We start from the raw sequence: 24869 nt of genomic DNA on the forward strand, positions 1-24869 counted from the left end.
CCAGTTTCCGTTAATCCAACACTTTTCCGGTAGTTTCTTTGGCAAACCACACTGCAATAAATGAAATGAGGGCGGTGATCATCACGTACCAGGCGGGTGACAGCGGATCTCCCGTTAAGGAGATTAGGCTGGCGGAAGCCAGAGGGGTTACACCGCCAAACACCGCCACAGTCAGGTTGTAGGACATCGCGATGCCGCCATAGCGAATCGCCGTCGGGAACAGTTCGACCATTGCTGCGCCACAGCCGCCATTAAACAGCGCAACACACACACCCAATACACTCATTGCCGCGATAGAGCTGCCTACCGATCCCTGTGTCATTAGCAGCATGGCGGGATAGGTCAACAGGATGAAACCCGCGCATGCCACCAGCATCAGCGGCCGTCGTCCACATCTGTCAGACAGGTAGCCCGTGATTGGCATGCAAACGGCGACGCTCAGTAAGCCCAGCGTGGTGATGAGATAAGAATCAGTACGGCTGTAGTGCAGATGCGTAGACAAATAGCCGGGCATAAAGGATTGCAGCACCCAGCTGCTGACCGCTTTGATCACGACGAAACCGGTGCAAAACAGCAACGCCGACAATGAGGTTTTGATGGCAGTACGCAGTGGCGATTTTTCGATTTTGCCAGTGGCTTTTAACTTGTGAAATTCCGCCGAATCTTCCATGTTGCGGCGCATATATAACCCACCCAATCCGAGCGGTGCAGCGAGCAGGAAAGGAATGCGCCATCCCCAGTCATTCATTGCCGTCTCACCCAACCAATAGGTCAACAACAGCACCAGTCCAGAGCCGCAAACAAACGCCATGAAACTGAAGTTCTCACTCCAGCAGGTAAGCGTGGCGCGACGATGCGGCTCAGCGCTCTCTGCCAGATAGGTGATTACCCCGGAACTCTCACCACCTGCGGCGAAGCCTTGTACTAATCGAGTCATCACCAGCAGCACCGGTGCGATAATGCCAACCTGATGCCAGGTCGGCAGAATGCCCATCACAAATGTAGATATTGAAGTGATGACAATTACCGTCACCAACACTTTGCGTCGTCCCAGACGATCGCCCATCGAACCGAAAAAGAAGCCACCCAGCGGACGCATTAAAAAGCCGGATCCAAATACAGCAAAAGACTTCAGAAGTGCGGTAGCAGGGTCAGAACTGACAAAGAAGTTGCTGGCAATAATCGCCGCCAGGGTGCCGTATAAGCCAAAATCGAACCACTCGATAAAATGACCAATCCCGGCTGCCATCATGATTTTGGCAGTACGCTTTGGCGGATTATTGGTTTTTGTCGCCACGTACTCACCGCCATACTGACGGGTTGAATTCTCCATACGACCTCCAGAGGTAAATGTCGCGCCACAGGGAGACGCGTCATGTCTTGTGAAGTTAGCGTATGAATTTTGATGGGATGTTGCGCTGGTGATGAGAGATAGCGTGAAGCTAATCAAAGAACAAATCCGGCAATTGCTTCACATAGTGAAGCAGAGAAGCAATCCCTTTCAAATTGCTCATTGGAAGCCGGGATTATAGTTAACAGACCATGCCATTACGCATCAACCCAAAGCTTTACCTATACTGCCGGCGGTTTTTTGCAATGCGTATTTGTCATGTCAGCCCACTAAATTTTACAGAACTCAAGGTCACGTTATTACTTCATGAGTACATGGTGATGTCCGCAGCTAAAGGGCGCACCATGTAGCAGACATTTTAAGCTCAGACGCGAAAAAGGCCGCCATTATGGCGACCTCTTCCGGCACTTCCCTTTGCGACCATCCGTTATTTGTATAATTCTGCGGTCATGTGCACGATATTGTTGGTGTTTGCCTCAGTAATTTTGTAATGAGCACCTTGTTCCTGAGCCTTCGCTGCAATTTTTGCTTCTGCACCATCCAGCGTACCGGAGGTGACTGAAACACTCTGCGCAAAGCTTGCTGCAGACATCAGAGAAAGAGCGGCTACGGCGGCGATAGACATTGCTTTGATAGTTTTCATGGTCATATTCCTTAATGTGTATGGTTGAAAGCTCGTTCGCTTTCGATGAAATAATAATACCTTTAGTTATCATTTCATAATTAACAATAAATGCTGGTATTGTGATCGTGCTAACTATTGCGCCGATAGGCACTCCCTATGAAAATCACCTTATCGCAAAGCAGAGTTGAGCAAGCACACTACTGCTTTGCAGGAGATAACATGGTTCAAAGCCTTAAAATTGTCCCGCGGCTGCTTTCCGAAGTTCGGACAGGCATAAAAACGCATACCATCCGTTGGCGTGAACAGGAAATAGTTCCTGGTGCGATGATCTATGTGAATGCATCAGATGCATCTGACACAGCACGAGTGATGGTGACCAAAGTCAAAAAGATGCGGTTGTCTGCTGTTGCCGGTTATCTGGATAAGCGAGATGTGTGGCCTGATAAGGTACTGCTGGCAGGGATGCGTGAACACTATCCTGATATTGAGCTAGATTCTGAGGTAGATGTAATACATCACCTTGCGTCGGCCAACGATTGACACCTAAACGCGGGAAAAATCTAATGCTCATAAGGTCGAGGATATAACCCGTGCTGCTTGAAAAGTTAAAAATTCTGGAGTGCAGCCTTCATGGCGAAAAGCGGAGCGATCGCCACTGGCTTGAGCAAATATTGCATCCACAATTTCACGAAATCACCCGTTCAGGCTTGATGGTTAACCGCATCGAGACCATAGCATCACTCGAGCACGAGAGAGATGCCCCGGATATTCGTAGCGCTGATTTTCAGCTGATCTGCCTGGGTGACACCTGCGTAATATTGCATTACAGAACTTCCCAATCCGATGGTAGTCGAGCGTCTCTACGCACATCTTATTGGATACTCTGCGAGGAAAACGGCTGGCAGCTCGCTTTTCACCAGGGCACACCAGAGGCAGGTTCAACTTAATAATGCTTATTGAGGCATTAGCAATAAGCTATTTTTAAGGGCCTTTATTTCAGGAACAACGAATCTACCGCGGCCTTCAAGCCAACCGTTAGCGCTACAAACGCTCCACCCGTTGCGAATGCAGACTCCGTCGTCTTTTCTTCCTGGCAAATATCCCTAAAACGTAGCAGTGCAGCTTCAGCATCGGATGCGGTTACTTCTTCAAAAAACCCTAAGGGTAAAAACGGGCCGCTTTGTGCCAGAAGCGTACGTATGCGTTCTGGGTCAACACAAACGGGTGAGCGAAAGGGATGTTATGTCTAATGTGGCATAACATCCCTATTGCCAAGATTTTGACGTCCGCTTCTTACTCATAGCGGACAAACCCTAGCCCCCTTAGATTGATTTCAGCATTTCCACCGGCCTTTTCACACAGTCAAAGCCCTCTTTCTGCCGAGTGAAGAGAGCTTAGCGACCTCTCCTTTATGTGATGCCCTTCATAAGACTCAGCAGGGAGCGAGTTTCTCTATGTTGCCAGCGACATGCTTCATCTATAACCGACCTCCTTCCTCTACTTTACCTGCTAAATACATACATGCAGAGGCAGGTACAAATGGAAAAGTTGCTATATGGTGTCGCTTACTACCGGGAATATATGCCTGAAGAGCGGCTGGATGAAGACATTCGCCTGATGAAGGCTGCTGGCATCAATGTTGTTCGTATAGCGGAGAGCACCTGGAGCAGTTATGAACGACAGGACGGCGACTTTAACTTCTCTAGCGTATTGACCGTGCTCGATCGCATGCATTCCAACCAGATTGCCGTGATTATTGGCACTCCGACATACGCAATCCCTGCATGGCTGGCGAAAAAACACCCCTCCGTCATGGCAACAACTCCGCAAGGGGTGAACAAATATGGTCACCGGCAGAAGATGGATATCACCAGCCCCATCTATCTGCGCTACGCCGAACGGATTATTCGCGCGCTGTTAAGCGCAACCGCAACCCACCCAGCGGTGATCGGCTATCAGATTGATAATGAGACAAAATACTATGACACCTGTGGCGAGGCCGTGCAGCGCGGGTTCGTTGCGCACCTGAAAAAACAGTTCGCGGGTGATCTTGAAAAGCTCAATGCTGAATACGGTCTCGATTACTGGAGCAACCGCATTGATGCGTGGGAAGATTTCCCGCCGCTGGAAAGCACCATCAACGCAAGTCTTGGCGCGGCATTCCAGAGTTATCAGCGCGGGCTAGTCAGCGACTTCCTGGCATGGCAGGCAAAGCTGGTCAGTGAGTATCGACTGCCTGACCAGTTCATTACACATAACTTCGATTTCGAATGGCGAACCTGGTCATTCGGCGTACGCGGCGAAGTCGACCACTTCACCGCATCGGCGGTGCTCGACATCACCGGCGTGGATATTTATCACCCCGGCCAGCATCAGCTCACCGGTGTGGAAATTGCTTTTTGCGGCGACATTGCGCGTACCACAAAAGATAGCAACTATCTGGTGCTGGAAACGCAGGCGCAGGCTTTTAAAAACTGGACGCCCTATCCCGGCCAACTCCGCCTTCAGGCTTTCAGCCACATTGCTTCCGGCGCAGCCATGGTGAGTTACTGGCACTGGCACTCTTTGCACAACGCTTATGAAACCTATTGGAAAGGACTGCTCAGCCACGATCTGGAGCCGAATCCTGTCTATGATGAGGCGAAAGAGATTGGCCAGGCCTTCGCACGCCTTTCGCCACAGTTAGCTGGTCTGAAAAAAAACAATCGCGTGGCGCTGCTGGTGAGTCATGACTCGCTGACTGCCGTTGACTGGCATCCTTATAAGGGCCATCAGTTTGGCCGTCATAAGCAGCATCAGTATAACGACACGGTTCGCACCTATTATGATGCGCTTTATCGCCTAAATATCGAGGTGGACATTCTCACCGTCGATGATCCCCGACTGTCCCGCTACACGTTGCTGATAGCGCCACTGCTTTACGCGGTGTCAGAGGAATCTTTACAGCGCCTGAACCAATTTGCCGAAGCAGGCGGGCACATTCTGTACTCCTTTAAGTCTGGCTTCGCTAATCAGCATCTTAAAGTACGCCATACCCGGCAACCGGCCATCATCCGGGAGGCAATTGGAGCAAGTTATCAGCTTTTCGTTGAGCCACAGGATGTGACGCTTCAGTCTGATCGGCTGAACTTATCAGCGGAGTCTGCAGCAGTGAGTGACTGGATGGAACTGTTGGAGGCTGATGCCGGTGCTGAAGTCTGGGCTCGTTATCAGCACCCTTACTGGAACAAATACGCGGCGATTGTTCATAACCGTTACGGGGCCGGGACGACCACCTATGTGGGCTGCAGCATCAATTCTGATGCCGTGGAAGCGGTCCTGCTCAAACTGCAAAACAGCATCAATCTGAACGTCGCAACCTCCGAACTGCGCTTCCCGCTGGCGGTTAAACGCGCGGTTAATCGTGCGGGCAACACCCTGCTTTTCTTTATGAATTATTCCAGTCAGCCGCAAAAAATCACCCTTCCGTTTACTCGCGGAGAGGAGTTACTGAGCAAGCAGCGCTACCTGCAGGGAGAAACGCTGAACCTGCCTGATTGGGGCGTTGCTGTATTTGAAGTGGAGAAATCGTGATGGCTCATCACTCATCGCATCAGGATTTGCAGCGCATTGGCACCCGGGAACGCCTGGCCTTTGGCGTGGGCGATTACGGTACCAACTTAACCTATACGTTAATGGTGACATTTCTGGCGTTTTATTACACCGATGTGGTCGGGATATCAGCGCTGTTGGTGGGATCGCTGATGTTTTTTGCCCGAGTACTGGATGGCATAATCTGCATTTATGTCGGGATACGCATTGATAAAACGCGATCCCGCCTGGGCAAGGCCCGACCGTGGGTACTCTGGACCGCGGTGCCTTTTGGCCTGTCGGCATTTTTAATGTCGACTGTCCCGAATGTGAGTTACACATGGCAAGTGACGTATGTCTGCATTACCTATTTACTGACTAACATTATGTTCACCGCCAACAACATCGCTTACGGATCGCTGCTGGCTTTAATCACCCGCGATAACTATCAGCGCGGTATGTTGAGCGTTTTCCGGAAAGGCTTCTCAACCTGTGGCTCGCTTACCGTTGGGGTGTTAACCCTGCCACTGGTAGCGTTCTTCGGCAACAGCAGTACATCCTGGATAATCGTTTTTGCGATTTTTGGCCTATTTACTGCCGTATTCCTGCTGCTGACAGCGTTAGGAACCCGTGAACGTGTGGAGCCCGTCAGCAATGACAACAGCCAGCGAATTAATGCCCAACAGGTCGTGCGCTCCGTCATGGCAAATCGTTACTGGATGATCATCTTTTTCTACCTGATGATCACTTTTACCAGCCTCACCGCATTGTCGGCGGTGGGGGTGTATTACTCCAAATATGTCCTGTCTGATGTTTCGCTGATTGCATATATCAGCATGGCCCAATATATACCGGGCTTACTCACCCTGATGATTATTCCCACCCTGCTTAAGAAACTGGGCAAACGGCGTCTTGCCATGCTTGGACTGATCGTTTGTTGCATTGCCTACCTGCTCCCCCTGTTCAACAAACAGGATGCGCTGTTTGTGATCATGGCGACGGCCATACGCAGCGTGGGATTCTGTGGGATTGGCGCGACCATGTTCGCACTGCTGGCAGACACCATCGATTATGGCGAATGGCGAACCGGGCTGCGAATTGAAGGCATCCTCTTCAGCGCCGGAACACTCGGACAAACTTTGGGCATGGGGTTGGGCACGGCAAGCGTTGGCTGGATTTTGGGGGCGGCGGGTTTTGTCAGTGGCGGCAGCGCGCACCAATCTGAGACAGTCATCAAGACTATCGAATTCCTGTTCATCTTTTTCCCGCTGTTCCTTGCGGCTCTGAATCTGGTGCTGCTGTGGTTTTACAAACTGGATAATTTCTACAGTCAGGTCGCGCGCGATCTCTCTGCCGGTCGTTATCAGCAAGCTGAAGTGTCAGATGCAGCCACTGCTGGCAAAAGGTTGCAAAGTCAGGAGTGATCCCTTTAACAAATTTGCTACGTACTCCCTTCTGCACGGGAGGGAGTCACTTATAGTAGACAGAGTTTTTAGCCCGGATGAATGCCAATGGATGAACTGAACGACGTGGAGATGTTGAGTTTTTCTCCGCTAATGAAAAGCTTTACCTTCAATGCATTTATGGTCTCCGGGTTCACGCCGATAAGCCCTGGCAGCAAACTCGACTTTTTCATCCATCGCCCTAATGGCATGCAAGGTTACATGATCAACCTGACGCTGAAAGGCGAAGGGATAATTCATCATGCCGACGGTGAATTTCACTGTCAGCAGGATGAGATGCTACTTTTCCCACCGGGTGTGATTCACCACTACGGCAGGGCAAAGGAGAGCATCGCGTGGGATCATCTCTGGATCTATTTTGTCCCTCGTCCCTACTGGATTGACTGGCTGCGCTGGGATAGCCACCAGGGGAACATTGGTCGCATGAAGCTGCCCGATGATGCCCATAGCCAGCAAATGATTCAGCTCTTTAAAGAGGTCATTGCCAATAATGCGATAGGATCGGCGCTGCCAGAAGCCTTGGCTATGAATGCGCTTGAACGCATCATTTTAAAAACCTTCCAGCTGCAACCCACCAGCAATCGCCACAACAGAGATCCGCGTATTCAGACTGTTTGCGATTACATCAATGAACACCTGTCCGAAGATACGCGTATTGAAGAACTGGCGCGTATGACCTTCCTCTCAACCTCGCGTCTGACCCACATTTTCAGAAAAGAGATTGGCAATACCATCTATGGCTGGCGGGAACAGCAGCGCGTCTCCCGCGCCTGTGATTTACTCCGGCATACCCAGCTCAATGTCACTCAGGTCGCGCGGGCGGTGGGCTATGAAGATCCTTTGTACTTTTCACGCGTGTTTAGTCAGCACTATCAGTTGAGCCCGCGCGATTACCGCAAGAAATTTGAGCGCGCGCCACTATTCTGATGAGGCTGGAGCCAATGCCTGGAAGTTGGCGGGGATCGAGCAAGGTCAGGCCGCCAAAGAAATACAGGCGCTCAGTGACATCCCAGATGCCTTATTTTACTTAATTAACCGGATTGCCGAGTTTCCTTATAAATAACGCTGATACTCAACCACCTCCCTGACTTTATTTAGCGCGTCTTTCAGCTTATCCAGGCTTACGGAACCCAAGGCGAGGCGAATAGCATGCGGGACGTTTTGAGTCGTACTGAAGGGTTCGGCTGATGAAACAGAAATTTGCTCGTTCATCAGCTGGCGTACCACCTGTTCAGCACGAATCTCTTCTGGCAGCGGCAGCCAGATAAAATAAGAGCTGGCATGACTCACATAGTCGAGCGGCGCCAGGCATTCCCGCGCGAGGGTTTGCCGCTGACGAGCATCTTGCCGTTTGAGCGATTCCAGCCGGGTAATCGTTCCATCCTCCAGCCAACCGGATACCAACGCCGTCATCAGCGAGGGCGTGTTCCAGGCAGTGGCACGGATAGCGCGTTCAAGCGCAGGACGAAAAGCCGGCGGACATACCACCGCGCCAACCCGCAGGCCGGTCGCAATGTTTTTAGAAAAGCCGGTTACATACAGGGTTCTTTCCGGTGCGAAATGGGCCAGCGGCGGTGGAGAACCGTGCGCGAGATAAGCATAAGCAGCGTCCTCAATAATCACCAAATCATGTTGACGCGCAATTTCGCTAATCTCACGGCGCTGCGCATGGTCCAATACCCAGCCAAGTGGATTATGCAGGGTTGGCATGGTGTATAGCGCCTTTATGTGGCGACGTTGGCAAAGCTGTCTCAGCGCACTCAGATCTGGACCTGTCGCCGTGACAGGGATGGGAGCCAGCTCCAGATGATAAAGACTGGCCAACGCTTTGAATCCCGAGTAAGTCAGCGCATCCACAGCGACCACATCACCCGGGCGCAGCATCCCCATCGCGGCAACGGTTAATCCATGCTGAGCACCGTTAACGATGAGAATATTTTCAGCCGCCGCCTTGAGACCTGAAGCGGTAAGCCAACCTGCAATGGCCTCGCGATCGTTTTGTCTGCCAGCATGAGGCTGATAGCGCAGCAACGAAGCTAAATCACCGGAGGTCGTGAGATGGCGTAGCGCATCGCGCAGCAGTTCTGCCTGGTTTGGTAAGGAGGGATAGTTAAAATTGAGATCCACTACATCGGTGGCTACCACCTGCTGATCCATCCCCAGACCCGGCGGCAGGGAAATCTCCCTGACAAAGGTTCCACGCCCGGTTTCGCCGCTGACCAGCCCCATCACTTCAAGTTCTGCGTAGACGCGCGTTGCGGTGGCCAGTGAGATGCGCCGCGACGCAGATAACGCACGGTGAGTCGGCAAACGCGTACCTGCAGACAAACTACCTGCGCGAATAGCAGCCGCGAATTCGTCAACAATTGCCTTATAGCGAGCCTTCATCAAATGTATCCATGACAATATTTTGATTGTTATGGATTCTGGCGTTTACCATCCGTAGCGTCAACGTGTCAGAAAATATTCATCGGTACACATCACTCAACGGAGTTTTAACGTGGTTAATACGGTGGTTAATAACAGGGACCGAAGCGCCCTGTCGGGTTGGCTGAATGGCCTGCTGGGCGTGATTATTTTCAGCGGCTCACTTCCGGCAACACGCATTGCGGTACAGGAAATCGACCCGTTCTTTCTTACCTTTATCCGGGCGTCAATCGCTGGAGTGTTGGCGCTGATGCTAATGGGTTGCTTCAGAGAAAAGCGCCCTGCTGCTCGCCAGATCTGCTCGTTAATCATCGTATCTTTGGGTGTCGTGGTCGGTTTTCCGCTGTTAACTGCAATGGCTTTACAGCACGTTACCTCCGCGCATTCGATTGTATTTCTCGGTCTTCTGCCACTTGCTACCGCTATTTTTGGTGTCATTCGTGGAGGAGAGCGACCACGATTCGCTTTCTGGATATTTTCCATACTGGGCAGTCTCTTCGTGGTGGGGTTCGCGCTGTCACAGCAGGTTGCCGTCTCATTAACCGGCGATTTGCTGATGCTCACATCGGTGGTGGTTTGTGGTTTGGGATATGCCGAGGGGGCCAGACTTTCGCGTCAGTTGGGAGGTTGGCAGGTCATCAGCTGGTCACTGATTCTTTCGCTTCCTTTTATGCTGGCGGCATCATTCGTCACTCTGCCTGAATCCTTGGGCCACATCAGTACATCCGCCTGGTTAGCGCTTGGCTACGTGTCCCTGTTCAGCATGCTGATTGGCTTTATTTTCTGGTACAAGGGTCTCGCCATCGGTGGCATCGCCGCTGTGGGTCAGCTACAGCTGCTGCAACCTTTTTTTGGGCTTGGCCTATCCGCTACATTGCTGGATGAAGCCGTCAGCCCCTTGATGATTGCTGTCACGCTGGGCGTGATCCTCTGCGTTGGAGGATCGCGCCGGTTCGCAGGTTAGAAATGTCCTGCCCGTTTCAGCTTGCTTCAGATGTATTCAAAAACAGCTGCATAAACGTCAGATCTAGCCAGCGGCCAAACTTAGTGCCAACCTCGGCCATGCGGCCCGCTTCGGCAAAACCTAGCTTTTTGTGCAGCGCAATGGATGCGACGTTTTCAGATTCAATGCCAGCGACCATCACGTGCTTGCCCTGTTCTGTCGCCAGCCGGATAAGCTCTTGCATCAGTGCAGTCCCTGCTCCGCTCCCGCGTGCACTATTATGGACGTATACGGAATGTTCTACGGTATATCGGTATCCATCCCAGGGACGCCAGTCCCCATAAGACGCATAGCCCAGCACCGCGTCCATTTCGTTTACCGCTACGATGACCGGAAAACCGGCAGCGTGCCGCTCGCTTATCCATTTGATGCGGTTAACAAAATCGACGGTTTTGTCGTTCCAGATTGCGGTGGTGTTAAGCACGGCATCGTTATAAATCTCCGCAATCACTTCCGCATCGCGTTCTGTTGCACTACGAATAAGCATGGTAGACACCTCATCGTTGATTCACTAAAGTAGATAAATCGTACACTATCGTAGTTATCCATTATGTTAGATGAAATGTCCAGTAAAGAAGATCAGCTCAGCGCCCGCATCGGGCAGAAGGTACGACAGGAACGGGAAAAACGGGGCTGGTCATTAACGGATCTGGCGCAGAACTCAGGCGTTTCGCGGGCGATGATTCACAAAATCGAACGCGGAGAGAGTAGCCCGACCGCCACCCTGCTGGCACGACTTTCAGGATCGTTTGATATGTCCATGTCGCAACTTCTGGCGCTAACAGAGATGCGATCGGGCACGCTGGTCAAATATGAGAATCAGGCTGTCTGGCAGGATCCGGAAACCGGCTACATCCGCCGCCATGTCTCACCTGGACAAATGCCCGTTGACCTGGTCAGTGTCGAGCTCCCGCCCAACACGGCGGTGCCGATGCCAGCCATCTCATATCTTTCACGCCGCCAGCTAATATGGGTGATTGAGGGCAAACTGTCGTTTGAGGAAGGCACGCATACCTTTGAGATGCTCACGGGCGATTGCCTTGAGCTGGGCGATCCCGCCGATTGTGTATTCAGAAATGACACTGACGAAGTGTGCCGCTATGCCGTTATTGTGCTCAAGCCAGCCTGACGAGACTTGCCGATATGCTGGTGGTTTTTATTCACCAAGAGCAAACCCGGCCAGAGGCACACTTCCTCATTTTTGATGAACAATTAGCACTTTTTGCATAAAAAATTAGGTTGTACATAAAGACAATCGCTGTACAAGTTTTCCAGCCATGTATAACTTTACATTTAGACATCACCGGCTATATTTTTAGGAAAGTTCGCCATGCGTCAGCCTGTGGCCTGAAGGTTGATGAGTACCGAGATTGTCTCCGCATGGCTGATAACAGCACAGAGATTCTATTAATAAGCACACTGCCCCGCCTAACGGACAAAGGAGAGAAAATAAAATGCACCAAAGCACGCAGCAGTCGTCTGTCGAAGCAAATATTATTCACCACTTCCGCAGTGCGGGTGACCAGTTTTCGGCAGAAGCGGCCGTGATGGACGCCGCAATTCGCGACATTATGAATCACGGAGAGAACCTCACCAGCAGCGCCATGATTCTGCATCTCATCGCAGCCATTGAAAACACCTCTGATGAAGCACAACTTGATGTATTAATTAATGCGCTCAAAGTCGTCGTGGGATATACCCCAGGTGAAGAAGAGCGATGGGCCTATTTTGACTGGTGAGTAAATGGTCATGCAGGTCCAACCTGGCATTAAATTCGCCAACATTAATATGCTGAGTTTAATGTCAGGTTAGCTATCCAATGTTTAGTGCCTGGACGGAGATGAGGATCTGCCTTGCGGTCTACATATTATCCGTCAATTAAGAAGAATCTCTGCATCACAATTCAACTACCTGCAACCAGCCAAAAATGGCCTGTGCAAGTTGGTGGAGTTTTTCCAGCGGAATCAGATGGCCACTTTCGTCGATAACCTCAATGTCGCTGCCGAAGTTGCGCGCGAGTTCTGCCACCTCTTCATCACTTTCTAGTCTGTCCTGACCGGCAGCAATGACCTTCACTGGGCCAGAAAAAGGGTGGATGCTAATGTCATTACGTTCTAGTAGTGCCTGCGTTCTGAACACTTGCGAGCCAAGCCGTTTTCCCATCTCGCGGACTTTCTGAATTAATATCACATCCCTATGTCGTGAAGGATGAAGCGATCTTTTCACCGCACCGGAGCTGATACCGTTAAAATCTCCGGACAGCGCAGCGCGAGAAGCGGCGTCTAACTCGTTACACCTGTTTAAACCCTAACACCCTGCTTTGATAACAAAACCGGTGCCTCAACACCGGTTGTGGGTCGAATTTATCAGCCCAGTCATGGAAACATGAAGTTCAGGGATGAGCTTGCGGGTATTGTGGTCCGCCATATTAACAAGGAGTTCATTCATAGGGAGGAAACGGCATAATTCAGCCAATTTTCCACATTGAACGTACGCAGATTTTTTTTACATTCCAATATTTAACGTCATTTCCAGCATAGGTTTTCACCACATCGTCTGAATTAACGGACGCATTAGGTACGAAGTCAGCTGGGACCTGAACGGCCTGGCTTCCTGATGAGATAAAGTAATATTTTCCCGCCTCGGGAATGAGTGATGAATGCGTAGTTTGAATAATTTTCCCATAATTTCTTATCTGCGAAACAGAGTAGAGAACACCCGGTTTTACTTTGCTCACCACTATATTCCCTTTGGCTTGAAACACATTTGAATCAAGCTCATAGCGGTCCAGCATATCATAGCAATTATCTTTGCTATTATGCTGGTAAGAGCCCAGATAGATGGTTCCAATATTTCCCTGGCGGTTCAGCACGTACAACGTTGCAGCATCACTTCCAGTATAATTTTTATAGTCCAGAGGTAATACCTGAGCACACCCTGATAGACCAAAAGAAATTACAGCTACAATAGCCGTTTTATTTAGTTTCATATTTCCCTACATGAGTTGTAATTTGCTGCGTATCTTAAATTCGCTAATGAATAAACAGGATGGTTATCGGCGGCGCGTTGACTTTCTTGAGTGAAATTGAGTTGGAGCTCAGGCTTATGCCGTGACAGTGCGTCACTTGTTTATGCCAGCACCCGCCGTCTGAACACCTGCCGCCGCACCACCGCCAGCAATATCCCACCCACAATCAGCAGCGTGCCGAGTACTTTGCTGTGATCGAGGGTTTCATGCAGGATTGCCACGCCCATCAGCAGCGCCAGCGCCGGACTAAGCAGCGACCACGGCAAAATCTGGCTGGCGGGATAGCGTTTCAGCAAGCCGTACCACAGCGAATAGGCGAATACCGAAGAACCTAATGCGCTGTAAATCACGCCCAGCCAGCCACGCCAGCCCGCTTGCAGCAGTAAAGTGAATTGATGTTGCTCGGTGAGTAGCGAACTTATGCCGACCAGCGGGATGGCAAACAACGATAGCCAGCCAGTCATCGCCAGCGGTGCAATGGGCGGCAGACGCTTGATAATCACCGTGCTGCATGCCCAGCCGCAGGCGCTGATCAGCAGCCACATCATGCCCTGCCAGTGCGTAAGCGCAGGAGTACCCGCCAGAATCATCACGCCGATAAATGCCACCGCCACACCGGAAATTTGTCGATAGCCGAGCCGCTCTTTCAACCAGAACGCCGCCAGCAACATGGCCAGCGGCGTCCCCATTTGAATACACACCGCGGTGGTACCGGCATCAGCGGTTTGCATGCCGATCACCATTAGCCCGAAATGCACAAAGCCGAAGGTGAACGCCAGCAACAACATACCGGGCAGCTGGCGCCGTGTCAGACGGTGAAACGGCAGCAGAATCGCCGCCACCAGCATAAACCGCAGCGTCAACATAAACAGCGGCGGTAGCTCCATGAGGCCGAACTTCATAGCGATAACGTTAAACGCCCAACCGTTGACCACCAGTACCAGAATCAGCACATCGCGCAGCGACAGCGCTTTCACGCGCGCAACCGTCCAGGCGTTTGCTGGTGATAATCGTGCTCCAGCTGGAAGCGGCGTGCCAGTGCCAGCAGCTGACGTTCGGCGCCGTCGCGGCCAATCAGCTGCATGCCAATCGGCATGCCGTCGCGATCAAAACCCGCGGGTTGGCTGATGGCCGGTAGCGCCGACAAACTCGCCAGCGCGTTATAGCGCATGTTGCCGGTCAACACGCTCTCTTCGCGATCGCCCATCTGAATCACTTCCAGACCTTTATGCGGCGCGGTAAACGGCAGCGTCGGCACCAGAATCACATCCACCTGATTAAGCTGTTGCAGCATCTGCATGCGTAACCCGGTACGGAAGCGCTGCGCCTGCAGATACTCCACCGCCGTAATGCTCAACCCGACTTGTAATAATTTGCGTACGTCCGCGCCGTACTCCTGCGAGCGGTCTGCCAGCCACGCAGCGTGCAGCGAGGCCGGTTCTGCGAGATTGATCAGCACCAGGGCATTCACCGCCTGATCAAGCCCGGTGAAACTTAGCGTCTGGCAACGCGCGCCGGCGGCACTAAACCACTGCACCATTTGATCGTAAGCGCTCGCTACATCCGCTTGCATCTGCTGATGCACATCCGGCAACAAACCGATGCGCAAGCCTGCCAGTTCTGGCATGGCACTGAGTTTTCCTGCTTTGCCCTCAAGCACATTGAACAGTACTTCGCACTCTTCAGCGTAACGCGCCAGCGGGCCCACGGTATCGAGGCTGGTGGCCAGCGGGAAAATGCCTTCGGTGGAAAGCCGGCCAACGCCCGGGCGCAAACCGGTGATGCCATTCATCGATGCCGGTAAACGAATCGATCCGCCGGTATCGGTTCCCAGCGTTGCCACGGCGCTGCGCATCGAGGCCGCGACACCCGAGCCGCCGCTCGAACCGGCAGGGATGCGCGAGTCATCCCACGGATTGCTGCTGGCGCCATAATGCGGATTATTGGTGGTGCCTCCCCACGCGAACTCATGCATGTTGGTGCTGCCAATAATCAGCGCGCCCGCCTGCTTTAGACGCTGCACCACCACCGCATCGCGGCTGGCGATGTTACCGCTGAGGATTTTGCTGCCGGCATGCATCTCTTCACCCGCCAGATCGATATTGGCTTTGATGGCGATCGGCATGCCGTGCAACGGGCCAAGATCGTAACCCTGCTCCAGCAGGCGCTGGCTGGCTTTGGCCGTTTGCCGCACCTGCGCAGCATAGACCTCAGTAAACGCATTCAGATCATGGGTGGCCGCTTCGCGTGCCAGACAGGCTTCCACCAGCTCGGGCACGCTGGTTTGTCGCGTACGCAGCTGCTGCGCCAGCGCCAGCATCGAGGCATCAATAAGTTCAGTCATGCGGCAACTCCAGCGGCGGTTGTAAAGCCGAAACCCACGCTAGCGCCGGCAATAAAGTTGGCGAGAAGTGCTGCGCGGCAAAGGCGCTGACACCCGCCGCACGCGCTTCGCAATCGGTCAGTAAATGCTGCAGCTCAGCGGCATCGGCCGCACAGTGGCGCTGAATCAGCGCCAGCCGTAGTGCAATACTCTCCATGGCGGCTCCTTATTTATCGCCCAGCGCATCCACCGCCGCTTTGGCTTTGGTGGCCAGATCGACATTCACGTTGTTCTGATAAGAGGTGGCTTCCGAGGGATAGGCTTTGATGTTTTTGGCATACAGCGCAATGTTCATGTTGTTGTCCCACGCTTTCTGCGACACCAGTACATTCTCCGGATAACCCTTAGCGTCAATCTCACGCTGTACCGCTTGTTTCACCACCGCTTCCGGCAACGCCGGGAAGTATTTGCGTGCAATCTGTACCGACTCTTCCTGATGCTTATAGATGAAGCGCGAAGCCTGTTCGAATGCGGTCACTACCGCCTGTGCCGCCTGCGGATTTTTGTCGATGTAGTGCTGCGTGGTCGTCAGGCTGGAGAAGGCGAACGGATACCAGGATTGTGCCGCCGAAAACGAATAGACCACATGCAAACCATTCTGCTGCTCGGCCATAGTGACCTGCGGTTCCGCTGCCAGCGCGTAATCGGCTCTCCCCGCCGCCACCGCCGGGATTTCATTGCCGATCGCCACGTGCACCAGCTTCACGTCCTTGAGGTTGTTCTGTTTGATCAGATAACTCATGAACGCCCAAGTGGTATCCGGCTGCGGGCTGGTCACCACGCGTTTACCGGATAACAGCGACAAATTGTCCTGCAGCGAAGCGGCTTCTTTGCCGAAGACAAAGATGGTCGGCGCATTCTGCACACCCGCCACTACCACGCCCTTACCGCCGTTTTCCCGGGTTTTCGGCACAAAAACCGGATCCTGAATCGAGAAATCCGCCGAGCCGCCAATCACCGCCGCCCAGGATTGCGCCCCGCCACCGCCGGTGCTGATTTTTACCTCAACGCCCTGCTGCTTAAAAAAACCCTGCTCCTGCGCCACGTACAGCGGCAGATAAAGCAGCGACTGGAAAGCCTGGTTGATGCGTACCGGCGTGTCGGCAGCTAACGCCGAATTGACACATACCAATGAAGCCAAAGAAACTGCGGCAGAGATCGTAGCGAAGCGAAATGTTTTCATGATTATTTCCTGTCCCAGGAGAGAATGAGGCGTTCAAGAAAAGCCACCAGCGCGTTAAAACACAGCATCATCAGCATGACCAGCACGATGCCAGCCAGCACAATGTTCATACCGAAGTTGGAGCTGCCGAGCAGGATCATGTGCCCGACGCCCGCATCGGACGAGATGTATTCGCCAACGATGGCACCGACCAGCGCAAAACCCACGTTAAGGCGTAAACCGGAGAGCACCCACAACATCGCTGACGGCACCACCAGCTTGAAGAAAATCGTGCCACGCCCGGCATTGAAGGAGCGCAGCAGATTAATCAGGTCAGGATCGGTACGCATCGCGCCTTTATATGAGGTGGTCAACGACACCACCACGCAGGAGAACGCCACGATCACCACTTTCGACAGCATTTCGGTGCCGAACCAGATGATGGTCATCGGTGCAATCGCCAGCACCGGAATTGAGCCAATCGCCGCGATAAATGGCGCGGCAAGATCGGAGATAAAGCGGGAATACCACAGCAGCAGGCCAAGGATCGATCCCCCAATCGCGCCCACCGCAAAGCCAACCAGCGTTTCCACTGCGGTGACGCGGATGTCGGTGAGCATTTCGCCGCTGTGGAAGCGTGCCACCAGCACTTCCCAGACCTGCGATGGGCTGGAAAACAGAAACGCGTTGATGTTGCCGCTGCGAACCCCGAGTTCCCAACCGCCAAGCAGCAGCACCACAATCGCAATCTGGAGCACCAGCAGCGTGTAACGGCGCGCGTTAACCGAGCGGAAGAAGGTTTCGCGGCTGCTGCGATTTGCGGTCGCGCCGACCGTCGGGCGCGAAGACAGCGTATTCATCACCATGTGATCCTCTCGTTAGTTAACCGGCTCAGGTTGCGTGCCGATGCTGCGCCAGATGCGCTCGTAATATTCATTGAAGCGCGGCGCAAGGCGGCGTTCAGGAATGGATAAGCTGTCGGTGCCGAGATCGACCTTAATTTCCTGCACGATCTCTCCCGGACGCGCTTTCATTACGTAGACGCGATCCGACATCGTCACCGCCTCTTCGATATCGTGCGTAATAAAAATCACCGTTTTATGCTGATCCTTCACCACGCTGAGCAACTCGCTCTCCAGCGCGATTTTCAGCGGGTAATCCAGCGCTTTGTAGGCTTCATCCATCAGGATGATTTCCGGGTTGGTCACCATGGTGCGCATTAGCGCCACGCGTTGGCGCATGCCGCCAGACAATTGCGCAGGATATTTCTGTTCAAAGCCGGTCATTTTGTAGAGCTCAAACAGTTCACGCGCTCTGGCGCGCGCTTCGGCTTTCGGCGTGCCGCGTACTTCCAGGCCGAGAATCACGTTGTCGATCACCGTCCGCCACGGAAACAGCAGATCTTTTTGCAGCACATAACCGAGTTCCGCCGATGGTGTGCCGGTGGTTTCACGATTCTTCAGCAGAATGCTGCCACTGTCGGGCATGAGCAGGCCGGTAATAATGTTGAACAGCGTCGATTTGCCACAGCCGCTCGGCCCCACAAAGGAGACGAATTCATTTTGGTTAGCGTGGAAGTTCAGGTTGCGCAGAACCGTCACTTCGCCGCCCGCCGCCGGATAACTTTTATGGATGCCTGCGGCTTCCAGTACCTTAGTCATGGTTTTCCCCCAGAGGTCGCGCGTGGCGATTGTGAACCGTCAAGGGTGAAGGCGGCGCCTGCACCGGAACGTAATCTTTCAGGAAGTGATAACCGAGATAGTCGCTGCTGCGCGCACGCAGGATGGCGGATTGGATCTCCACGTTGGCCAGCGCCATGCCTTCGCGGCTGCCGCTGTCGGCAATAATCTTGCCGAGCGGATCAATGATGCGACTGTGGCCGTGATAGTGCAGATTGCCGTGCTGCCCGCACAGATTGGATTCGACCATCCAGCACTGATTCTCCAGGGCGCGCACCCGGCCAAACAGCGTGTAGCTATCGACCATGGGGTCGGCATCCCCAGCGCTGCCATCACCGCCGTAGCCCCACGCGGTGGGCATGATCATGATGTCCGCCCCTTTCAGCGCCAGCTCGCGCGTACTCTCCGGGAACACCTTGTCGTAGCAAATCAGCATACCGATGCGACCCAGCGCTGTGTTAAACACCGGGAAGTCGCTGCCAGGATAGTAAACGTGCTTCTCATCGCCCGGCTGATGCACCTTGCGATATACGCCGATTAAACCTTGCGGCCCCAGCAGCACCGCGCTGTTGAACAGCACTTCGGCACGTTCGGGGTGGCGCTCCGTCATGCCGAACACCACATGCAGGCCAAGCTGAGTCGCCAGGCGCTGCAGTGCCTGAACGCTTTCACCCTGCGGCACCACTTCGGCCTGTGCCATTTGCCACGCCACCGCATCGCCGTTCCAGTTGAGCGTGTCTGGCAGATAGCCCTGTAAAATCTGCTCTGGAAATACCACCAGATCGGCACCTTCCTGCGCCGCATGCTCCATCCACGCCAGCAGGTTATTGAGATTGCGAGCTTTATCGTAAAACGCCGTTAAGGTGACGCTGGCAATGGTGATGGCGGTCATGACTACAGCTCCCAGAAGTTTTTTTCTAAGCTGCTACGTAACTCACACTATGACCAATACAATTTTCTTATAGGAAATTTTTTATCATATGTGAGAAATTAGTGTTCACATTCACTCTGTGGAAGAGAGTCAGCACGATGAAAACCACCCGACAGCATGAAGCCTCCGGGCTGGGCGCAGCCACCACCGGCGAGCAGGATTTTGGTATGCGCATTAAGACTCTACGTCAGGCGCGTGAACTTACGCTGGAGCAGGTTGCCGAGCTCAGCAGCGTATCGATCTCCACGTTGTCGAAGATTGAGAAAGGCCAGGTTTCGGCCTCCTTCGATACCATCGCCAAAATCGCCAGCGCTTTTGATTACTCGCTGGCCGAACTCTTTGCTGAAGAGCTGCCTGATTCACCGCTGCCCCGCGGCGCCATTCAGGGGCGTCGCACTTACACGCTGGCAGGCAAAGGAATTGCATTCACCAATCCGTGGTTTCGCTATGAAGTGCACGCCGCCGAGCTGTTGGTAAAAGGTATGATTCCGGTGGTGATGGGCATTGAAACCCAGCAATTGCCGCCGCCAGAAGCCTGGTCGCAGCATGCGGGCGAAGAGTTTATCTACGTGCTAAGTGGTGAAGTGATGTTGCACACGCAGCTGTACGCACCGCTGCGGCTGGCCAAAGGCGATAGCGCCTATATCGACAGCACCATGCGCCATACTTTTGTGCGTCTGAGTGACGAAGCCGCCAGCTTGATCTCCATCTGTCAGACGGAAAAGCTGGATATTGAGGATCTGGCGCGCGGGGCGCCATGTTAGTCTGCTGAGGCATTGTTCATTCGAAAGGAGCTTCAGAAATGGCAGCACGGGAACATCATTATCAGGTCACGGTTCGCTGGACCGGCAATCGCGGCAACGGCACGGCATCCTATACCGCTTACGATCGTAACGCAGAGCTGATTGCCGCAGGAAAAGAGACGGTGGCGTTGAGCGCCGATCCGGCTTTTCGTGGCGATGCGGCGCGCTGGAATCCGGAAGAGTTACTGCTGGCTTCAGCCTCGGCCTGCCATAAATTGTGGTATCTGCATCTCTGTTCAGATGCCGGGATTGTGGTGGAAGCGTATGAAGATGCGGCAGAAGGCACCATGATTGAAGGGACGCGCGGTCGCTTTACCCAGATTACCCTGAAACCGCGAATTACGCTGCGCGATCCGGCAGATGCGGACCGCGCGCGTGCGCTACATCATCAGGCACATGAGGCCTGTTTTATCGCCAATTCACTTAACTTTCCGGTAAATTGCGCACCCGAGTTCAGTTAAGTCAGGCCGCGCCGGCCAGCGAGGGTTGCCATAAGCGCACACCGTTGCGTCCGGCGCGTTTCACTTCGTATAGCGCCTCATCAGCATGTCGCAGCCATTGACGGATTGATTCCGCATGTGCCGCAGAAGCAATGCCAATACTCACCGAGCAATGAAACTCCGCTGAAGCCGGTAGGCGCACCTGCGCTATTTTCTCTTGCAAACGCCTGGCCAGCGCCACCACCGATTCGTCGCTGGCATGGTGCACAATCACGCCCAGCTCATCGCCGCCAAAACGCGCTGGAATATCCTGCAATCCTACATGGTTACGCAGCAACGCCGAGATCTCCGCCAACAGGAAATCGCCCGCCTCGTGGCCCCAGGTATCGTTTACCGATTTGAAATAATCGAGATCCATCAGCAACAAATAGCCCGCGCTGTCACCGCGCCGGGTACTGAGAAATTCGCTTTCCAGCCGACGTTCAAACAGGCGACGGTTAGGGATCTCCAGGCCCGGATCCATCAGCGCGATGCGCTCCAGCTCACGATTTCGTTTGCGCAGTTGCCAGGTAAGATTGTATGACGTGACGCTCAACACCAGCATGTAGCAGGTTGCCAGCGGCAACGTTAACCACACGGTTTGCGTGCTAAACGCCAGATGCACGCCTGCGCCATCCACCAGCCATACCAGCACAAACGCAAACAGAAAGGCCTGTATCGCGGCGATTAACTGCGCCGCGCCGCCAGCGGCATAGCGATCGGAGGCCAGTACCGCCATGATGATAAACGAGGGCAGCGGACTTAACGCCATCAGCGCCACCCAGATGCCGCCAAATGCGGCGTCGAGGGTGAGATTATGTCGCTCGCTGGTCGTGGAGTCTTCGGCGCGTAGCGCACGGCGATAAGCCAGCCACGGCCAGAAAAAGGCATTCACGAATAACAGCGCGCTAAATCCCACGCTGCGATTCATCTCCATCAATACCGATAGAATCGGGAAAAAACATAAAATCGTGCCGAGCTGACGCATGATGAACATGCGACGTACGAAGCGTTGGGAACGCCGCTTCAAATGGCTATCGTCAGGTGAGTAGTAGTTCATGCATGGGAGATATCAGGGCGACAAGAATTGCAGTTTAACGGGAAAAAGTAGCCGCGGATCGCTTTATTTTAAGAATATTTACCTTGCCATTTGTTGGCAGAACAAAAATCTCGCATTGTGTGCAAAAGAGAGACAGTGGAGATCAATCTGGAGCGACGTCCACTGCCCTGTTGCCTAGCGTGCCGCGCCCTGCAAGCGGAACTGCGCCACCAGCCGTTCCAGCATCATCGCCTGCTCTTCCAGCGAATTCGCCGAGTGTGAAGAGGCGCTTACTAGCGTGGCGTTCTGCTGCGTGGTGGTATCCAGCTCGCCGACCGCTCGGGCGATCTGCTCGATGCCGCGGCTCTGCTCATCGGACGCCGCTGAAATCTCCCCCATAATCTCATTCACGCGCGCAATGCTGCCGAGAATGTGATCCATGGTTTCACCGGCGCGCGCCACCTGCTGGTGGCCATTGCTGATGCGGCCCACCGATTCGCTGATGAGCTGCTCGATATCTTTCGCGGCACCGGCACTGCGCTGGGCCAGATTACGTACCTCGCTGGCGACCACAGCAAAACCGCGTCCCTGCTCACCAGCACGCGCCGCTTCCACCGCAGCGTTAAGCGCGAGGATGTTAGTCTGGAAAGCAATGCTGTTAATCACGGCGGTGATAGCGGCGATTTTCTTCGAGCTTTCAGAGATTTCGCCCATGGTATTCACCACATCGCGCACCGCGATGCCGCCTTTATTGGCATTGTGTGAGGCTTCAGCGGCAATCTGGCTCGCCTGACGCGCATTCGCGGCGTTATTTTTCACCGTGGCGGTGAGCTGTTCCATGCTGGCGGCCGTTTGCACCACCGCCGCAGCCTGTTGCTCGGTGCGCGATGACAAATCCAGGTTACCCTGATTAATCGCGCTGGCCGCCTGCGATACGCTACTGACACTGCTCAACACATCGCCAATCATGCTGCGCAGGCGTTCGTTCATGCGCCCCATCGCCGAAGTCAATTTACCTAATTCATCATGCCGGTCAGTAGCAAACTGCGAACTGAGATCGCCATTGGCGATACGCTCCGCCAGTTCCAGGTTGTGGAAAACCGGACGCGTAATCTGGCGAATGATGTACCACGCCACCAAAACGCCAAACAGAATGGCCAGGCCACCTATCAGCAGCGAAATCGCCGCCGAGCCGTTGGCCAGTTCATCGTTACGCGCTTTGACGAGGGTAATAATCTGTTTGATTGCGGCGCTGCTCTTATCGCCCGCCACTTTAACGGTGTCTTCCGCGCTACGCAGTTGCCCATAGGCATCTGCCGCTTGCAGGCTCAAACTTTTGAATTTTTCTGTCTCATTCCACAGCGCGTTAAATTCACCCTGCTGTTCTGGCGGCAGCTGTGCCAGTAAAGCTTTCATACCTTGATCGGCCTGCTGGAAATGGTTCTCCAGCGTGTTACGCAGCGCATCGCTGACGTTAAAGCGCAGCGCCCACGCCTCTTCACGCACATTACTGATGGCAAAAAGCTGCTGATAAATTTGGTTGGTGAGATCGGGATTGGTGACGGGAGTGCGGATAAGTTGGGTGTAGCGTGACGTCATATCCTGCTGACTTAAGCTATCAAGCTGCGAGCGCAGGCTGTTGAGTTGCTGCGTGGCCTGCGTCATTGCGCCGATACTGTTGTGGAAACTGGCGAGATGCGTCGTCAATTCATCAACCCGCTCTTTGGCACCTTCTGTCCAGGAGAGCTGTTTCGCTTCGCTCGTCAACTGTTGCGCGTGAGTGACGTAGTTCGCCATGACCTGACCGGATTTGTCATCACCATAAAGATATTTGAGGCGATTAATTTTGGCCTGAAACACTTCAATATTGATGTCATAAATCAGGTTGGTTTTCTGATAGATGTCATGAATGGCGTTAAAGCGCTGCACGCTTAATCCGGTGGCTAGCGCCACTAACAACAGTACGATGCCGAATCCTGCCGACAACTTACGGGTAATGCGCACATTACGTAAACGGGATACCAGCCCCATGTTCCCTACTCCTGCGTTTGTTGATTTTGTACATTTGTAAGGGAGTTATCGGAACACGGCGGAAAATATTTATTAGGGATTGCGTTAAAAGTGATTGCAGGATGTGACGCACTTCTGAAAGCGGGCCGTGCGAACTAAAACATATAATTTTTATACCATTAGATGATTAGACTGAAACCCATTTTTAAGAACATCAACCCAAACGCAGGACTGATGTTATAACCGCTTTTTTATCACCTCAATCAGCGATGTGGTAGAAATACTCGGCGTGCGCTCTAGATAAACGACTTCAGCCAGCGATGAGAAGTGGTCAAACTTGCCTTTCCAGTCATCACCCATAACTAAAATATCTGCGTTATAGTGTTTAATATAGTCAGGCTTTAACTCCAATGACTCTTCCAGAAAAACCTCATCAACATACTTCATGCTCGCAATTATTGATAATCTGTCACTCTCTTCATAGATCGGATAGCGTGCTTTTTTATGGAAATTCAGTGCATCTGATGAAACTCCCACAATCAACCGATCGCCCAGCATTTTTGCACGTCGCAAAATATTCAGATGCCCTACATGGAAAACGTCAAAAGTGCCAAAGGTAATAATTATTTTCATTTCATAGCCGATTGAAAGAGAGAACAGATAACCTCTTATTTCATCGTGAAAATCATTCACGCGTCGGAGGTACATCTTACATTGCGCCAATCTTTGCAATTTATATGCCATAAAAATAACAGAGTGTTTTCAATGATATAAAGTTTTAGCTTTATCTCTCCAGGAAGAAGTTTTTCCTTGAAAAGGAATTAAACAGTAGCGGATATAAGGGGGAGGATGTCAAAACTTCACGATGTAAAATGCATAGGATTTCATCGTGATTGACCACATCTGCCAACCTCCC

Annotated in this window: 26 protein-coding genes; 10 read left to right on the forward strand and 16 right to left on the reverse strand. The window is 52.9% G+C overall.

All coding sequences use genetic code 11. The annotated features are described in order from the left end of the window. Positions 1–10: 10 nt before the first annotated feature. Both PMI17_RS00865 and PMI17_RS00870 read right to left on the reverse strand, forming a co-directional pair. Positions 11–1333, reverse strand: coding sequence for an MFS transporter (locus PMI17_RS00865; protein WP_007885145.1), 1323 nt, complete (start codon positions 1331–1333; stop codon positions 11–13). Between the two features lie 445 nt (positions 1334–1778). Then, positions 1779–1994 (reverse strand): DUF1471 domain-containing protein, encoded by a 216-nt coding sequence (locus tag PMI17_RS00870; RefSeq protein ID WP_007885149.1) that lies wholly within the window; start codon positions 1992–1994, stop codon positions 1779–1781. A 138-nt stretch (positions 1995–2132) separates the two neighbouring features. Between PMI17_RS00870 and PMI17_RS25490 the strand changes: the two genes are divergently transcribed. The 5 genes from PMI17_RS25490 (at position 2133) to araC (ending at position 7936) form a co-directional block, all read left to right on the forward strand. Next, positions 2133–2516, forward strand: coding sequence for an ASCH domain-containing protein (locus PMI17_RS25490; RefSeq protein WP_238541522.1), 384 nt, complete (start codon positions 2133–2135; stop codon positions 2514–2516). Positions 2517–2566: 50 nt separating this feature from the next. Continuing rightward, positions 2567–2923, forward strand: a complete 357-nt coding sequence (locus tag PMI17_RS25495; protein ID WP_007885157.1) for a DUF4440 domain-containing protein — start codon at positions 2567–2569, stop codon at positions 2921–2923. Positions 2924–3515: 592 nt separating this feature from the next. Further along, on the forward strand, positions 3516–5549 hold the full coding sequence (locus PMI17_RS00885) for a beta-galactosidase (RefSeq protein WP_007885159.1): 2034 nt from the start codon (positions 3516–3518) through the stop codon (positions 5547–5549). Further along, entirely contained in the window at positions 5549–6970 is a 1422-nt protein-coding gene (locus PMI17_RS00890) for an MFS transporter (protein ID WP_007885162.1), read from the forward strand. Before PMI17_RS00885 ends, PMI17_RS00890 begins: the two co-directional genes overlap by 1 nt. A gap of 87 nt (positions 6971–7057) precedes the next feature. Next, positions 7058–7936, forward strand: a complete 879-nt coding sequence (araC, locus tag PMI17_RS00895) for an arabinose operon transcriptional regulator AraC (protein WP_007885164.1) — start codon at positions 7058–7060, stop codon at positions 7934–7936. A 126-nt stretch (positions 7937–8062) separates the two neighbouring features. Here araC and PMI17_RS00900 read toward each other — a convergent pair whose 3' ends face one another. Next, entirely contained in the window at positions 8063–9397 is a 1335-nt protein-coding gene (locus PMI17_RS00900; RefSeq protein ID WP_007885165.1) for a PLP-dependent aminotransferase family protein, read from the reverse strand. A gap of 112 nt (positions 9398–9509) precedes the next feature. Between PMI17_RS00900 and PMI17_RS00905 the strand changes: the two genes are divergently transcribed. Further along, positions 9510–10400 (forward strand): DMT family transporter, encoded by an 891-nt coding sequence (locus tag PMI17_RS00905; RefSeq protein ID WP_007885166.1) that lies wholly within the window; start codon positions 9510–9512, stop codon positions 10398–10400. Positions 10401–10416: 16 nt separating this feature from the next. Here the strand turns inward: PMI17_RS00905 and PMI17_RS00910 are convergent, their stop codons facing one another. Next, positions 10417–10926: a GNAT family N-acetyltransferase gene (locus PMI17_RS00910; RefSeq protein WP_007885167.1), complete on the reverse strand. Its 510-nt coding sequence runs from the start codon at positions 10924–10926 to the stop codon at positions 10417–10419. 63 nt (positions 10927–10989) lie between these two features. On the opposite strand from PMI17_RS00910, the gene PMI17_RS00915 reads away from it, so the two are divergent. Further along, entirely contained in the window at positions 10990–11568 is a 579-nt protein-coding gene (locus PMI17_RS00915; protein WP_007885171.1) for an XRE family transcriptional regulator, read from the forward strand. A gap of 325 nt (positions 11569–11893) precedes the next feature. After that, positions 11894–12178, forward strand: a complete 285-nt coding sequence (locus PMI17_RS00920; RefSeq protein WP_007885172.1) for a biofilm development regulator YmgB/AriR family protein — start codon at positions 11894–11896, stop codon at positions 12176–12178. Between the two features lie 157 nt (positions 12179–12335). Here PMI17_RS00920 and PMI17_RS00925 read toward each other — a convergent pair whose 3' ends face one another. The 9 genes from PMI17_RS00925 to PMI17_RS00965 all read right to left on the reverse strand — a co-directional run bounded on the left by PMI17_RS00925 (position 12336) and on the right by PMI17_RS00965 (position 19583). Further along, positions 12336–12602: an alpha/beta fold hydrolase gene (locus tag PMI17_RS00925; RefSeq protein ID WP_007885178.1), complete on the reverse strand. Its 267-nt coding sequence runs from the start codon at positions 12600–12602 to the stop codon at positions 12336–12338. 304 nt (positions 12603–12906) lie between these two features. Then, positions 12907–13428: a hypothetical protein gene (locus PMI17_RS00930; RefSeq protein WP_007885181.1), complete on the reverse strand. Its 522-nt coding sequence runs from the start codon at positions 13426–13428 to the stop codon at positions 12907–12909. Positions 13429–13568: 140 nt separating this feature from the next. Then, entirely contained in the window at positions 13569–14444 is an 876-nt protein-coding gene (locus PMI17_RS00935; protein WP_007885182.1) for a DMT family transporter, read from the reverse strand. Continuing rightward, positions 14441–15811: an amidase gene (locus PMI17_RS00940; protein ID WP_007885184.1), complete on the reverse strand. Its 1371-nt coding sequence runs from the start codon at positions 15809–15811 to the stop codon at positions 14441–14443. Before PMI17_RS00940 ends, PMI17_RS00935 begins: the two co-directional genes overlap by 4 nt. After that, a complete protein-coding gene (locus PMI17_RS00945) occupies positions 15804–16007 on the reverse strand; it encodes a hypothetical protein (protein ID WP_007885186.1) in 204 nt (67 codons plus the stop codon). The genes PMI17_RS00940 and PMI17_RS00945 overlap by 8 nt, the downstream gene beginning before the upstream one ends. Before the next feature lie 9 nt (positions 16008–16016). Then, positions 16017–17033 (reverse strand): ABC transporter substrate-binding protein, encoded by a 1017-nt coding sequence (locus PMI17_RS00950; protein ID WP_007885188.1) that lies wholly within the window; start codon positions 17031–17033, stop codon positions 16017–16019. A gap of 2 nt (positions 17034–17035) precedes the next feature. After that, the gene (locus tag PMI17_RS00955) at positions 17036–17872 is read right to left on the reverse strand and encodes an ABC transporter permease (RefSeq protein ID WP_238541524.1); all 837 of its coding nucleotides are present in this window, start codon (positions 17870–17872) and stop codon (positions 17036–17038) included. A gap of 18 nt (positions 17873–17890) precedes the next feature. Then, positions 17891–18673 carry an ABC transporter ATP-binding protein gene (locus PMI17_RS00960; protein WP_007885192.1) on the reverse strand — a complete coding sequence of 261 codons (783 nt, stop codon included), beginning with the start codon at positions 18671–18673 and terminating at the stop codon, positions 17891–17893. Beyond that, positions 18666–19583, reverse strand: a complete 918-nt coding sequence (locus tag PMI17_RS00965; protein ID WP_007885195.1) for a carbon-nitrogen hydrolase family protein — start codon at positions 19581–19583, stop codon at positions 18666–18668. Before PMI17_RS00965 ends, PMI17_RS00960 begins: the two co-directional genes overlap by 8 nt. Before the next feature lie 137 nt (positions 19584–19720). On the opposite strand from PMI17_RS00965, the gene PMI17_RS00970 reads away from it, so the two are divergent. Then, the gene (locus tag PMI17_RS00970) at positions 19721–20386 is read left to right on the forward strand and encodes a helix-turn-helix domain-containing protein (protein ID WP_007885198.1); all 666 of its coding nucleotides are present in this window, start codon (positions 19721–19723) and stop codon (positions 20384–20386) included. 38 nt (positions 20387–20424) lie between these two features. Further along, positions 20425–20886 (forward strand): OsmC family protein, encoded by a 462-nt coding sequence (locus PMI17_RS00975; protein WP_007885200.1) that lies wholly within the window; start codon positions 20425–20427, stop codon positions 20884–20886. A 1-nt stretch (position 20887) separates the two neighbouring features. Here PMI17_RS00975 and PMI17_RS00980 read toward each other — a convergent pair whose 3' ends face one another. From PMI17_RS00980 to PMI17_RS00990, 3 genes are all read right to left on the reverse strand, one after another. After that, positions 20888–21964 (reverse strand): diguanylate cyclase, encoded by a 1077-nt coding sequence (locus tag PMI17_RS00980; RefSeq protein WP_007885202.1) that lies wholly within the window; start codon positions 21962–21964, stop codon positions 20888–20890. A 174-nt stretch (positions 21965–22138) separates the two neighbouring features. Continuing rightward, positions 22139–23974 carry a methyl-accepting chemotaxis protein gene (locus PMI17_RS00985; protein WP_007885203.1) on the reverse strand — a complete coding sequence of 612 codons (1836 nt, stop codon included), beginning with the start codon at positions 23972–23974 and terminating at the stop codon, positions 22139–22141. A 216-nt stretch (positions 23975–24190) separates the two neighbouring features. Then, a complete protein-coding gene (locus PMI17_RS00990) occupies positions 24191–24586 on the reverse strand; it encodes an adenylyltransferase/cytidyltransferase family protein (protein WP_036619866.1) in 396 nt (131 codons plus the stop codon). Positions 24587–24869: the final 283 nt, after the last annotated feature.

The sequence above is a fragment of the Pantoea sp. GM01 genome, assembly GCF_000282675.1.
Classification (GTDB): domain Bacteria; phylum Pseudomonadota; class Gammaproteobacteria; order Enterobacterales; family Enterobacteriaceae; genus Pantoea; species Pantoea nemavictus.